Annotated in this window: 9 protein-coding genes; 2 read left to right on the forward strand and 7 right to left on the reverse strand. The window is 60.6% G+C overall.

The features are described from left to right. Nucleotides 1-102 precede the first annotated feature (102 nt). Nucleotides 103-2,694, reverse strand: coding sequence for a glycosyltransferase (locus tag LRO94_RS07000; protein WP_032891673.1), 2,592 nt, complete (start codon nucleotides 2,692-2,694; stop codon nucleotides 103-105). 217 nt (nucleotides 2,695-2,911) lie between these two features. On the opposite strand from LRO94_RS07000, the gene tcdA reads away from it, so the two are divergent. Then, the gene (gene tcdA / locus LRO94_RS07005) at nucleotides 2,912-3,721 is read left to right on the forward strand and encodes a tRNA cyclic N6-threonylcarbamoyladenosine(37) synthase TcdA (protein ID WP_065877359.1); all 810 of its coding nucleotides are present in this window, start codon (nucleotides 2,912-2,914) and stop codon (nucleotides 3,719-3,721) included. 108 nt (nucleotides 3,722-3,829) lie between these two features. On the opposite strand, the gene LRO94_RS07010 is transcribed toward tcdA, so the two are convergent. The 4 genes from LRO94_RS07010 to LRO94_RS07025 all read right to left on the reverse strand — a co-directional run bounded on the left by LRO94_RS07010 (nucleotide 3,830) and on the right by LRO94_RS07025 (nucleotide 6,939). Continuing rightward, a complete protein-coding gene (locus tag LRO94_RS07010; protein WP_179179448.1) occupies nucleotides 3,830-4,243 on the reverse strand; it encodes a SufE family protein in 414 nt (137 codons plus the stop codon). Then, entirely contained in the window at nucleotides 4,240-5,445 is a 1,206-nt protein-coding gene (locus LRO94_RS07015; RefSeq protein WP_179179447.1) for an aminotransferase class V-fold PLP-dependent enzyme, read from the reverse strand. Before LRO94_RS07015 ends, LRO94_RS07010 begins: the two co-directional genes overlap by 4 nt. 64 nt (nucleotides 5,446-5,509) lie before the next feature. After that, nucleotides 5,510-6,544: a 2,3,4,5-tetrahydropyridine-2,6-dicarboxylate N-succinyltransferase gene (dapD, locus tag LRO94_RS07020; protein ID WP_032891666.1), complete on the reverse strand. Its 1,035-nt coding sequence runs from the start codon at nucleotides 6,542-6,544 to the stop codon at nucleotides 5,510-5,512. A 32-nt stretch (nucleotides 6,545-6,576) separates the two neighbouring features. Next, nucleotides 6,577-6,939 carry an ArsC family reductase gene (locus LRO94_RS07025; protein WP_032891665.1) on the reverse strand — a complete coding sequence of 121 codons (363 nt, stop codon included), beginning with the start codon at nucleotides 6,937-6,939 and terminating at the stop codon, nucleotides 6,577-6,579. Nucleotides 6,940-7,164: 225 nt separating this feature from the next. Here LRO94_RS07025 and LRO94_RS07030 point away from each other — a divergent pair, with 225 nt between their 5' ends. Continuing rightward, complete coding sequence (locus tag LRO94_RS07030) at nucleotides 7,165-8,808, forward strand: Na+/H+ antiporter (protein ID WP_095184004.1); 1,644 nt, start codon at nucleotides 7,165-7,167, stop codon at nucleotides 8,806-8,808. A 9-nt stretch (nucleotides 8,809-8,817) separates the two neighbouring features. On the opposite strand, the gene dapC is transcribed toward LRO94_RS07030, so the two are convergent. Both dapC and LRO94_RS07040 read right to left on the reverse strand, forming a co-directional pair. Next, nucleotides 8,818-10,017 (reverse strand): succinyldiaminopimelate transaminase, encoded by a 1,200-nt coding sequence (gene dapC, locus LRO94_RS07035; protein ID WP_099601271.1) that lies wholly within the window; start codon nucleotides 10,015-10,017, stop codon nucleotides 8,818-8,820. Nucleotides 10,018-10,170: 153 nt separating this feature from the next. Continuing rightward, complete coding sequence (locus LRO94_RS07040) at nucleotides 10,171-12,873, reverse strand: [protein-PII] uridylyltransferase (RefSeq protein WP_032891658.1); 2,703 nt, start codon at nucleotides 12,871-12,873, stop codon at nucleotides 10,171-10,173. Between the last annotated feature and the right edge of the window lie 60 nt (nucleotides 12,874-12,933).

The following is a 12,933-nucleotide window of genomic DNA, read 5'->3' on the forward strand; positions in this document are numbered from 1 at the left end:
CCGGAAAGCATGTTTGGAAGAGCAGGGCGGGCGGACAAAACGGCCGTTATCTTATAGCAAAACGGCGACCAGAGGCCGCCGTTTAGTGCATTGCGCAAGTTTTTACGCGGCCGGCGCTGGCTCAGACGCGGCTGCCGGTTTTGGCAGCGACGACAGGAACGCCATAATCAACGCCGCCACATACGGCAGCGATTGCACCAGCAGCATTACCACCCAGAAACGTATGTCATTGCTTGGCAGGCCTTGCACCAGGTAGATCCCCAGCGCAGCGCCCCACAGCAGCAGCATGATGAACATTTCTTCGCGGGCTTCGGAAATCGCGACCCAGAAGCCGTGGTTATCCGCGTTTTTCGGCGTACGAAAGAACGGAATACTGGTGGTGAAGAAGCCATACAGTACCGCCTTGGCGATGGTGTGGGACAGCGCCAGGCCAGCCAGTGCGGCGCAGAACGCATCCTTGAGGTTCACGCCCACGGCACGGCGGTACAGGAAGATGATCTTGCCCACCTTGAACACGAACAACGCCAACGGCGGGATCGCGAAAATCAGCAGCGGCGGATCGACCCGCGTCGGCACGATGATCATCGCCGCCGACCACAACAACGCACCGACGGTGAAGAAGATGTTCATACCGTCCGCCACCCACGGCAACCAGCCCGCGAGGAAGTGGTAGCGCTGGCCACGGGTCAGCTCCGTGTCCTTGCCGCGCAGCAGGCTGGCGGTGTGACGCTTGATGATCTGGATCGCGCCATAGGCCCAGCGGAAACGCTGTTTCTTGAAGTCGATAAAGGTATCGGGCATCAGGCCCTTGCCGTAGCTGTCGTGGTAATACGCCGCCGACAGGCCTTTCTCGAACACCCGCAAGCCCAGTTCAGCGTCTTCGCAGATGCACCAGTCGGCCCAGCCGAGCTCTTCGAGCACCGAGCGACGGGTCATGGTCATGGTGCCGTGCTGGATGATCGCGTCGCGGTCGTTACGGGTAACCATGCCGATGTGGAAGAAGCCTTTGTATTCTGCGTAGCAGAGCTTCTTGAAGGTACTTTCGTTCTGGTCGCGGTAGTCCTGCGGCGACTGCACCACAGCGATTTTCGGGTCAGCGAAGTGCGGCACCATGTGCTTGAGCCAGTTCGGCGACACGCAGTAGTCCGAGTCGATCACCGCAATCACTTCAGCATCCTTGGCGGTGTGCGGGATTAAGTAGTTCAGCGCGCCGCCCTTGAAACCGGCCAGGGGCGCGACGTGGAAGAACTTGAAGCGCGGGCCGAGGGTTTCGCAGTAGTCGCGCACCGGTTCCCAAACAGCCGGGTCTTTGGTGTTGTTGTCGATAATCAGGACTTCGTAGTCCGGGTAATCGAGCGCGGCCAGGGCGTCGAGGGTCTGTTTGACCATCTCCGGCGGCTCGTTGTAGCACGGCACGTGGATCGACACTTTCGGGCGGTAGTCCGAATCCCCTTCAACCGGCAGGAATTCACGGCGACGCTTGTGAGTCCAGACTGCTTCCGCCAGTTCGTGGGCCTCGGTCAGCAACACAATAAATACGCCGAGGGCGCCGAGTGCCAGGAGGATACCCACGGTGACACTGAACCAAGTGCTGTATTGCTGGCTGTAGTCGTAGCCGATCCACACCAGTACCGAGCCGCAAAGGAATGCGATAAAGGTCAGGAACGTCCGGCCACGCTGGCGCAGGGCCGAGCCGTCGATCATCAGCAGGGTCAGGGACAGCAGGGCAAGCACCACCGAGCCGATGGCCAGTACGCGCCATTGCGGGATGGCGACAATAGGACCTTCAAAGTTGAATTTTTGCTGGCGCGCGGCGTTGTAAACGCCCCAGTAGGCGCCGGCCGAGCCTTCATCGCTGACTTTCCACGGCTGGTCGAAGGCCTCGATCACAAAGTAGTTGTAGCCCTGGCGATTGAGCTTGTTCACCAGGGTGCGCAAGTACACCGCCTGGTCTGCCGGGGACGTTTCGTTGCCACCGCGCATGCGGCCGTTGCTCGGCCAGCCAACTTCCGATAGCAGCAGTGGCTTTTTCGGGAACAATTTCTTCAGGTCCCTGGCGCGATCGAGTACGTATTGGCCGGCCTTGTCCATCGGAATGTATTCCCAGAACGGCAAAATGTGCGCGGCGATCAGGTCGACGTGCTTGGCCAGTTGCGGGTTCTTTTCCCAGATGTGCCATTGCTCGGAGGTGGTCACCGGTACCTTCACCGCGGCGCGCACCCGGTCCAGCAGCACGATCAATGCCTCGGGGGTGATTTCTTCGCGGAACAAGGCTTCGTTGCCGACCACCACGCGCACGACACTGCGCGAGCTGTTGGCGATCTCAATGGCGCGCTGGATCTCGCGTTCGTTGCGCTCCAGGTCTGGGCTGATCCAGATCCCCAGGGTGACGCGCAAGCCGAACTCTTCCGCCAGCTTGGGGATATCCCCCAGTGTGCCGTCGACCGAGTAGGTGCGGATGTTGTCCGTCAGCTTGCTCATGATCGCAAGGTCCTGACGCATCTGTTCGTCAGTGGGGTACTGGTCTTTCTGCGGGAACTGGCCTTGCTGGAACGGCGAGTAGGAAAAACCGGAGATTTGCTCAGGCCAGTTGGGAGCAGTGACCGGGCGGTTGACCAGCGCCCAGAAGCCGGTGAATAGCGCTGCAATTGCCAGCACGATCACCAGGTTGAGTCCAAATTTACGCGATGCCATGGTTATGTCGGGTTCCAAAGGGTGTGGAACGAAAAGAGGTGTCGGCCTGCACCGAACGGCGCGCATCCTACACCGGCCTTTCCCCGAGCGTACAGCAGACAGAGAAAAGCCGGACGTTAGTCAGCGAAAGGCCATCTAAGTTCTTTACTTGTAGCTTGTTGCTTCGTACTTGTCGCTCGGTAGTCCATAATGCGCGCCGGTTTTTGGGGTAATGGTCATGAGTACAGAAGATCCGCGGTTTGCAGGCGTCGCCCGCTTGTATGGCATTGAAGGCCTGGAACGCTTGAAGGCGGCCCATGTGGCGATCGTCGGCGTCGGCGGTGTGGGCTCTTGGGCGGCGGAAGCCATGGCCCGTTGTGGGGTCGGCGAGATTTCGCTGTTTGACCTGGACGATGTCTGCGTCAGCAACAGCAACCGGCAGTTGCACGCCCTGGACAGCACTGTGGGCAAGCCCAAGGTCGAGGTGATGGCCGAGCGCCTGCGCGGTATCAACCCGGATTGCACTGTGCACGCGGTGGCGGATTTCGTGACCCGCGACACCATGGCCGAATACATAACGCCGAACATCGATTGCGTGATCGACTGTATCGACGCCGTCAACGCCAAGGCCGCGCTGATTGCGTGGTGCAAACGCCGCAAGATCCAAATCATTACCACCGGCGGCGCCGGTGGGCAGATTGATCCGACGCTGATCCAGGTGTGCGACCTGAACCGCACCTTCAACGATCCCTTGGCCTCAAAGGTGCGCTCCACCTTGCGTCGTGACTACGGCTTCTCTCGCACCGTGACCCGTCATTACAGCGTGCCGTGCGTGTTTTCCACCGAGCAACTGCGTTATCCCAAGCCGGACGGCAGCATTTGTCTGCAAAAAAGTTTTGTGGGGGATGGGGTGAAGCTGGACTGCGCGGGCGGGTTTGGCGCGGTGATGATGGTGACGGCGACCTTTGGCATGGTGGCGGCGACCAAGGCGGTGGACAAGATTGTGGCTGGGGTGCGTAGGCCTTCCGAGCGTGTCAAACCCGCCTGAATCTCAGAACTTTACACAGTTCAAAGGTGGGAGGGGCCGGTTGCAGAGTGTCAGCCACTGAATAAGCTGACTGATCCACCGCTATCGGGGGCAAGCCCCCTCCCACATTTAGTCCTTTGTATGACTTAGCGTTCGCATACGCTGCAGGACTGCATTCAAGCCATTGCTGCGCGACGGCGACAGTTGGCGGGAAAGCCCGAGTTGATTGAACCAGTCAGGCAAGTCGACTGCCTGCAACTCGTCCGCCGACAACCCATTGACCCGCGCCAGCAGCAATGCCACCAAACCACGGATCATCCGCGCATCGCTGCTCGCGGCAAATTGCCAATGACCTTGGTCTAAGTGCCCCACCAACCACACCAGGCTTTCGCAGCCCTGTACCTGGTTGGCGTCGACCTTTTCATCATCCGCTAAAGGCGGCAGACGCTCACCCCACTGCATCAGCAAGCGAGCACGTTGCTCCCAACTTCCTATGGCTTGGAAGGCTTCCAGCGCAGCCACCGCATCCATCGGCAAGCTCATCGCAACATATCCAGCGCCTGGTCCAGCGCTTCAAAAAAGCGCTCGAGGTCGTCGGAGTCGTTATACAGCGCCAGGGAAACGCGGATCGCCCCCGACAGCTGCATCGCCTTGAGCAGCGGCATCGCGCAATGATGGCCTGCGCGTACAGCAATGCCCTGCTCGGTCAGCAGGTGCGCAAGGTCGGCGTTATGCACGCCCTCGACCACAAAGCTGACCAGCGCCACCTGCGGCGAACCCAGCACACGCACGCCATTGCGCGCCTTCAGGCCGCTTAACAGGTAGTCATGCAGGGCCGCCTCGTGGGCGGTTACCGCTTGCTGATCCAGCGAGCTCAGATAATCCAGGCTTGCCCCCAAGCCAATCACGCTGGCTATCGGCGGAGTACCTGCCTCGAACCCCAGCGGTGCTGGACGGAAGCTGGCGCTGTGGTAATCCGCCTGCTGCACCATCTCACCGCCAAACTGCCAGTGGCGCAGGTGATGCAGAGCCTCGTTGCGGCCAAAGAGCACGCCGACACCGTCCGGGCCGTAGAGCTTGTGGCTGGAGAATACGTAGAAGTCGCATCCCAGCGCTTGCACGTCGTGACGACCGTGGACGATGCCCTGGGCGCCGTCGACCACGGTCAGGGCACCGTGTGGCTTGGCCAAATCCAGCAAGGCTTGCAGCGGTTGCCAGGCACCAAGCACGTTGGACAGCTGGCTCACCGCCAGCAGGCGGGTGCGCGGACCGATCAACTCGGCGGCGGCTTGCAGGTCGATCACGCCGTCATCACCGAGTGGCAATACCACCAGTGTGAGCGCGCGACGTTTGGCCAGTTGCTGCCAGGGCAGCAGGTTGGCGTGGTGTTCCAGGGCGCTGATGACAAGCTCATCGCCCGCATTGAATAAGTGTTCGAGGCCGTAGGCCAGGAGGTTCAGCGCAGAGGTCGCGCCGTGGGTAAACACGATGTGCCCGGTGTCACCTGCATTCAACCACTGCACCACCTTGCTGCGACTGTCCTCGAAGGCCTGTGTCGCATGGGCCCCCGGCAAATGCTGGGCCCGGTGCACATTGGCTGCGCCATTGGCGTAGTAATGGCTGATGGCATCCAACAGAGCTTGGGGTTTTTGTGTAGTGGCGGCGTTGTCCAGATAGGTCTGGCCTTGCCGTTGCAGGGCGGCGATGGCCGGAAAGTCGGCGCGCCAGGGGGAGGGCACTAGCATGGTGTTCAAAACTCGTATAAGCGAGCCCCAGGGTCGGGGCCCGCTAGTGGCATCGAGTGGCTGCTTAGTTGTGAGCGTGCAGCGCTTCGTTCAGTTCGATGGCCGATTTGTGGGTTTTGCACTCCACTGCACCGGTCTCGGAGTTACGGCGGAACAGCAGGTCCGGTTGGCCGGCCAGCTCGCGCGCCTTGACCACTTTGACCAGTTGGTTCTGCTCATCCAGCAGCGCAACCTTGGTCCCGGCGGTGACGTACAGACCCGATTCCACGGTGTTGCGGTCGCCCAGCGGGATACCGATACCGGCATTGGCGCCGATCAGGCAGCCTTCGCCGACCTTGATCACGATGTTGCCGCCGCCCGACAGGGTGCCCATGGTGGAGCAGCCGCCGCCCAGGTCCGAGCCCTTGCCAACGAATACGCCAGCCGATACACGACCTTCGATCATGCCCGGGCCTTCAGTGCCAGCGTTGAAGTTGACGAAACCTTCGTGCATCACCGTTGTGCCTTCGCCTACGTAGGCGCCCAGGCGGATACGTGCCGCGTCAGCAATACGCACGCCGGCCGGGACGACGTAGTCGGTCATTTTCGGGAACTTGTCTACCGAGAACACTTCCAGCAACTCGCCACGCAGGCGTGCTTCCAGCTGGCGTTCGGCCAGTTCGCTGATGTCGATCGCGCCCTGGCTGGTCCAGGCCACGTTCGGCAGTTGCGGGAACACGCCAGCCAGGCTCAGGCCGTGAGGCTTGACCAGGCGGTGGGACAGCAGGTGCAGCTTGAGGTAGGCCTCAGGCGTGGAGGTCAGCGCAGCGTCTTCGGCCAGCAGGGTGGCGACCAGAGGCGTGTGGCTTTCTGCCAGGCGGCTCAGCAGGGCGGCTTGTGTGGCGTCGACGCCTTTGAGCGCGTCGGCCAGTTGCAGGGCCTGGGTCACGGTGAAGGTGATCGCCTGGTTACCCTCGGAGTAACCGAGGATCGGCGCGATGGCCGCGACGATTTCAGCCGATGGGTTGAGCAGCGGTTGTGCGTAAAAAACTTCCAGCCAAGCACCTTGGCGGTTCTGAGTGCCGACGCCGAAGCCCAGGCTGAACAGGGAATGGGACATGCTATTACCTCTACAAAAATGGAAGGGCTGGCCTACTTGAGGGCCGCCGAATAACTTTCTGGCTTGAAGCCAATCAGGGTTCTGTCACCGAGATCAAGCACCGGGCGCTTGATCATCGAAGGTTGCGCGAGCATCAATTCAATGGCTTTCGACTGATCGAGATCGGCTTTGCGTTCGTCTTCGAGTTTGCGAAAGGTGGTGCCCGCACGGTTCAAAACCACCTGCCAACCGTGCTCGTTGCACCATTGGGTCAAGTGTTCGCGGTCGATACCGACCGTTTTGTAGTCGTGGAACTCATAGCTCACAGCATGCTCATCGAGCCAGGTGCGCGCTTTTTTCATGGTGTCGCAGGCTTTGATGCCGAAAAGGTGCAACGTTTTGCTTGAAGCGGTCAAGGAATTGCCCCCTTTTAGGATGCTCAAAACGAAAGGTCCGGGATTATGCCACGACCAGCGGGTTTGGGTGCCGCTCGTCAGCAGGACCCACGGCTTTGTGCGACTTATGTGCAAAAGCCAGTGCGTGGCGTAGCCGCGTAACATAGCTGGGTAATATGGCACTTCAACTGCCAGTTGTTGCCTGATGTGTGTCGTTGCAAGTCGATCGTCCGGGAAACCCGCGTTATGCAAACCGCCTACACCGTTCTTATCCTGCTGATGCTGGTCAGCGTTTCGCGTCTGGTCGGACGTGTCATTCCTCTGCCGTTACCGCTGGTGCAGATCGCCGCCGGAGCCTTGTTGGCCTGGCCAACGCTGGGCCTGCATGTGGCGCTGGACCCTGAACTGTTCCTGTTCCTGTTCTTGCCACCTTTGTTGTTTTCCGACGGTTGGCGCATGCCCAAACGCGAATTGTGGCGTCTGCGGGGCCCGATTCTGACGCTGGCCGTGGGCCTTGTGCTGTTCACGGTAGTCGGCGCCGGATACTTCATTCACTGGATTTTGCCTACGATCCCGTTACCGGTGGCCTTCGCCCTGGCGGCCGTATTGTCGCCGACGGATGCGGTGGCAGTGTCGGCCATTTCCCAGAATCGTTTGCCCACGCCATTGATGCATATGCTCCAGGGCGAAGCCTTGATGAATGATGCGTCGGGCCTTGTGACCTTCAAGTTTGCCTTGGCAGCGGCATTGACCGGCGTGTTCTCCCTGGCCGATGCGAGCTTGACCTTCGTGTTGGTGGCCGTCGGTGGCCTGGCGATCGGTGTGGCGTTGAGTTGGCTGGTCGGCCGCCTGCGCGCATGGATGATTGCGCGGGGCTGGGACGATCCGGCGACTCATGTGGTGTTTATGTTGCTGTTGCCGTTTGCCGCTTATGTATTGGCTGAACGGTTGGGCGCCTCAGGGATTTTGTCGGCAGTGGCGGCGGGCATGATGCAAAGCTGGCTGGACCTGCTGCCACGCCAGACCAGCACAAGGCTGCTTAACCGCAGCGTCTGGTCGTTGCTGGAGTTTGCCTTCAATGGCTTGATTTTCCTGCTGCTGGGATTGCAACTGCCGGACATCATCAAAGCCGTGGTGAGCCATGAAGCCACGCTATGGCCGACCCTGTTTTACCGCTGCCTGGATGTGATTGCGATTTTCCTGGTGCTGGTGGTGCTGCGTTTTATCTGGGTGCAGAGCATCTGGAGGCTGTCGGGGTTATTGCGGCGCCTGCGAGGGAAAAGTGATCTGACGTTGGTGCCAACCGCCCGATCCTGTTGGCTCTTGACGGTCGGCGGTGTGCGCGGTGCGGTGACCCTGGCGGGTGTGATGTCGGTGCCTTTGCTGTTGGCGCCAGGCAAAGATTTTCCTGAGCGTGATTTGCTGATCTTTATCGCGGCCGGGGTGATCCTGCTTTCACTGGTCGCCGCCTGCATTGCCTTGCCACTGTTGCTGCGCGGTATCGAAAAGAGCCCCGATGAGAAGCGTCATAAGGAAGTGCGGGAGGCGTGGAAAAAGACTGCCGTGGCAGCGATTCACGCACTGGAGGCGGAGGAGCCCGTAGAGTCGGAAACCTCCGACGCCGCACAGGCGGCCCTTGCGGCGGAGCTCAAGGCGCGGCTGATGTCGGAATATCGTCATCAGTTGGAGGTGTTCAACGACTCCGCCGAGGCCCAGGCGCTGGCGAGACACATGGACCTGCTTGAGCGAAAACTGCGGCTCAAGGCCCTGCGCGCGCAACGTTTGGAGTTGTACAGCTTGAGCCGTCATCACCAGATTGGTGATGACGTCTTGAGGGAGGTGTTGGGAGAGCTGGATATGAGTGAGGCGAATCTGGGCCAGGTGAAATGACCCGATTGCTTACCGACGACGCTGAATGAAATCCCGAATCCGTTCAGCCGCTTCCACGCACTCGGCCAGCGGTGCGACCAGCGCCAGGCGTACGCGGCCAGCCCCAGGGTTGACGCCATCCACTTCCCGCGACAGGTACGAACCTGGGACCACTGTGACGTGTTCTTCAACGAACAGGTCGCGGCAGAACGCGGCATCGTCGCCATTCACATTTGGCCACAGGTAGAAGCCACCGTCGGGACTTTGTACATCCAGCACCGGCTTGAGGATGGTCAGCACGGCTTCGAATTTCTCGCGATACAGGTCACGGTTGGCCAGTACGTGCGCTTCGTCCTGCCAGGCGGCAATGCTCGCCAGCTGGGTTTGCACCGGCATCGCGCAGCCGTGGTAGGTGCGGTACAGCAGGAAGGCCTTGAGGATCTCGGCATCACCGGCCACAAAACCAGAGCGCAGGCCCGGCAAGTTGGAGCGTTTGGACAGGCTGTGGAATACCACGCAGCGCTTGAAATCCTGGCGACCCAGTTCAACACAGGCGCTCAACAAGCCCGGCGGCGGGGTTTGTTCGTCAAAGTACAGCTCGCTGTAGCACTCGTCGGCGGCGATGACGAAGTCATGTTCGTCGGCCAGGGCGATCAGTTTTTTCAGGGTCTCAACCGGGATCAGTGCGCCGGTCGGGTTGCCGGGGGAGCACAGGAACAGGATCTGGCAGCGTTTCCAGATGTCTGGTGTCACGGCGTCGAAGTCCGGGTTGAAGCCGTTCTCATCCAGGCATGGCAGGTAGTGCGGCTTGGCACCGGCAAGGAACGCGGCGCCTTCGTAGATCTGGTAGAAGGGGTTCGGGCTGACCACCAGTGCATCGTCGCCACGGTTGACTACGGTCTGAGTGAAGGCGAACAGTGCTTCGCGGGTGCCATTGACCGGCAGGATATTGCGCGCTGGGTCAAGCCATCCCTTGGGCACGTTGAAGCGACGTTCACACCAGGCGCCAATGGCCTCGCGCAGTGCCGGGATGCCCAGAGTGGTGGGGTACACCGCCATCTGATCAAGGTTGCTGCTCAGTGCCTCGGCCACGAACGTGGGCGATTTGTGCTTGGGTTCACCGATGGACAGGGCAATCGGGCGCTTGTCCGGGTTGGGTGTGACGCTGCCCAGCAGGGCGCGCAATTTCTCGAACGGGTAGGGCTGCAACTGGTTCAGGGCGTTGTTCATGAGACTCTCGTTCAATTCATTGGTAATGCGGTCTGTCGGGCGCTGCAGGTCCAACTGTGGGAGGGGCTTGCTCCCGATTAAGGTGTGTCGGTCAGCTAATAGGTTTCTGATCCGCTGCTTTTGGGGTTAAGCCCTCTCCCATATAAGCCCCGTTCAAAACGTCAGGCGCGTCAGCTCGACACCGGGCTCTTGGGTCACGCTCAACTGCTGGACGATAGCCTCCTGCAAACGGCGGCACAGTTCCGGGTCGGACAGCGGCTGGTTGTCGGCGTCGGTAATAAAGAACACGTCTTCCACGCGCTCGCCCAGGGTCGCAATCTTGGCATTTTGTAATGACAGGTCGAACTCCAGGAAAATCCCGCCGATCCGTGCCAGCAGGCCTGGGCGATCCGGTGCGCTGAGTTCCAGCACCGTCACTGGGCGCTGCGCATCGTTGGAGATGGTCACCTGGGGCGCAAAGGCAAAGTGCTTCAGTTGGCGCGGCACCCGGCGCTGGATGATCGTTGGATAGTCGTCCGGGTTACGCAGGGCTTCGGTGAGGCCTTCGCGGATCTTTTTCACCCGCGTCGGGTTGTCGCCGATGGACTCGCCTTCGGTATCGAGCACGATGTAGGTGTCGAGGGTGAACTGGCTGCTGGAAGTGATCACCCGGGCATCGTGGATGTTCAGATTGAGCTGGTCCATGGCCGCTACCGTCACGGCAAAGAAGTCGTGCTGGTCGGGCGCGTAGATGAAGATCTGCGTGCCGCCTTCGAATTCGCGCTGGGTGGTTTCCTTGATCAGCACCAGCGGGCCGCCATCGGCGGGCTGCTGCAGGATCGCGTCAGTGTGCCAGGCCACATCGCCGGCGGTGTGGCGCAAGAAGTAATCGTCACCCAGTTGCGACCACAGTTGCTCGACGTCATCCGGATCGTTGCCGCCGCGCACCAGAATATCCAAGGCCGCGCTTTGGGTGCGGCGGATCTGCTCTTCGCGGTCCACCGGGTTCTCCAGACCACGGCGCAGGGCGCGCTTGGTCTCTGTGTACAGTTGGCGCAACAGACTGGCGCGCCACGAGTTCCACAGTGTCGGGTTGGTGGCGTTGATGTCGGAAACGGTCAACACGTAGAGGTAGTCGAGGCGGGTTTCATCGCCGATAGCTTGCGCGAAATCGTGGATCACCTGCGGGTCGGACAAGTCCTTGCGCTGTGCGGTGGTCGACATCACGAGGTGGTTCTGCACCAGCCAGACGATCAGGCGGCTATCCCATTGCGGCAACTGGTGGCGCTGACAGAAGGCTGCGGCGTCGACCGCGCCGACTTCCGAGTGGTCGCCATGCCGGCCCTTGCCGATGTCGTGGTACAGGCCGGCCAGGTAGATCAGCTCCGGCTTGGGCAGCTTGGCCATAAGCTTACTGGCCAGCGGGAATTTCTCTGACACCTGGGTGTACTGCAACTTACGCAGGTGCTTGATCAGATTAAGGGTGTGCGCATCCACTGTATAAATGTGGAACAGGTCGTGCTGCATCTGCCCGACGATAAAGCCGAACTCCGGCAGGTAGCGCCCCAGGATGCCGTAGCGGTTCATGCGGCGCAGGTTGCGGTGGATACCGATCTTGCACTTGAACAGCTCGATAAACAGGCTGGTGTTGCGGATGTCGTTGCGAAAATCATCGTCGATCAAGTGACGGTTTTCCCGCAGCAGGCGGATAGTATCCGCGCGCACGCCTTTGATTTCCGGCTGCTGGGCCATCAATACGAAGATTTCCAGCATGGCGAATGGGGTGCGGCGGAACACGTTGTCGTTGCGCGCCTCAATATAGCCGTCGTGCAGTTGGAAACGCGCATTGATCGGCTGCGGCGGCGCCTCATCCTCGGGGGCCAGGATCACTTCTTCGAAGTGCTGGATGATCAGGTCGCTGAGCTGGGCGATGCTCATCACCACCCGATAGTACTGCTGCATGAAGCTTTCGATGCTGGTCTTCGCGTCCTCGCCCTCAAAGCCCAGCAGCGTGGCGATGGAGCGCTGGTGATCGAACAGCAGGCGATCTTCGGAGCGCCCGGCGAGCATGTGCAGGGCGTAGCGCACTTTCCAAATAAATTCCTGGGACGAGGCTAGCAGGGCGTTTTCGCTCTCTACCAAAAAACCTTCGCCGGCCAGGGCGCGCAGGTTAAGCGTGCCGTACTGGCGACGGGCGACCCACAAAATCGTCTGGATGTCGCGCAACCCGCCGGGCGAGCCTTTGACGTTGGGCTCCAGGTTGTATTCGGTGTCGTTGTACTTGTGGTGCCGGGCTTTCTGCTCGGCGCGTTTGGCCAGGAAGAAGTCCTTGCTCGGCCACATATGCGCGGTGCTGGTGACTTCCAGCATCCGCTGGCGCAAGCGCTCTGGGCCGGCGATGGTGCGGCTTTCCATCAGGTTGGTAATGACGGTTAGGTCGGCACGGGCCTCTTGGGCGCACTCGTCCACCGAGCGCACGCTCTGGCCGACTTCCAGGCCAATGTCCCACAGCAGTGTCAGAAAGCGCTCGATGGAATCGCGAAAGATCTCGTGATCGGCACTGTCCAGCAGGATCAGCAGATCAATATCGGAGTAGGGGTGGAGTTCGCCACGGCCGTAGCCGCCAACGGCCACCAGGGCGATGTCGGCGTCTTCGCTCCAGTTGAACTGTTCCCAGGCCTTTTGAAGGATGTTGTCGACGAACCAGGCACGGTCCTCGATCAGCCGGCGGATGTCGCGGCCGCTACGAAAGCGCTCGTCGAGTACTTCACGGGCCTGGCGGATCGCCTTCTTGAAGGCGGCGATGGGGCTTGCCTTCAGGGCCAGTTCGGCCTGGAACTGGCCACGGTCGAAGAGTTCGGGATCCACCTGGGGCATCGATCGGCTTTCCTTTCTATCTATCAGTCAGTCACAACACGCTTTGGGAAAACCTGGGCA

The sequence above is a fragment of the Pseudomonas sivasensis genome (assembly GCF_021391435.1).
In the GTDB taxonomy this organism is placed as follows: domain Bacteria; phylum Pseudomonadota; class Gammaproteobacteria; order Pseudomonadales; family Pseudomonadaceae; genus Aquipseudomonas; species Aquipseudomonas sivasensis.

Excerpts from the sequence above, each read along its gene's own strand:
- LRO94_RS07000 (WP_032891673.1), bottom strand. The coding sequence starts at position 2,694 with ATGGCATCGCGTAAATTTGGACTCAACCTGGTGATCGTGCTGGCAATT.
- dapC (WP_099601271.1), bottom strand. The coding sequence starts at position 10,017 with ATGAACAACGCCCTGAACCAGTTGCAGCCCTACCCGTTCGAGAAATTG.
- tcdA (WP_065877359.1), top strand. The coding sequence starts at position 2,912 with ATGAGTACAGAAGATCCGCGGTTTGCAGGCGTCGCCCGCTTGTATGGC.
- LRO94_RS07040 (WP_032891658.1), bottom strand. The coding sequence starts at position 12,873 with ATGCCCCAGGTGGATCCCGAACTCTTCGACCGTGGCCAGTTCCAGGCC.
- LRO94_RS07015 (WP_179179447.1), bottom strand. The coding sequence starts at position 5,445 with ATGCTAGTGCCCTCCCCCTGGCGCGCCGACTTTCCGGCCATCGCCGCC.
- dapD (WP_032891666.1), bottom strand. The coding sequence starts at position 6,544 with ATGTCCCATTCCCTGTTCAGCCTGGGCTTCGGCGTCGGCACTCAGAAC.
- LRO94_RS07030 (WP_095184004.1), top strand. The coding sequence starts at position 7,165 with ATGCAAACCGCCTACACCGTTCTTATCCTGCTGATGCTGGTCAGCGTT.
- LRO94_RS07010 (WP_179179448.1), bottom strand. The coding sequence starts at position 4,243 with ATGAGCTTGCCGATGGATGCGGTGGCTGCGCTGGAAGCCTTCCAAGCC.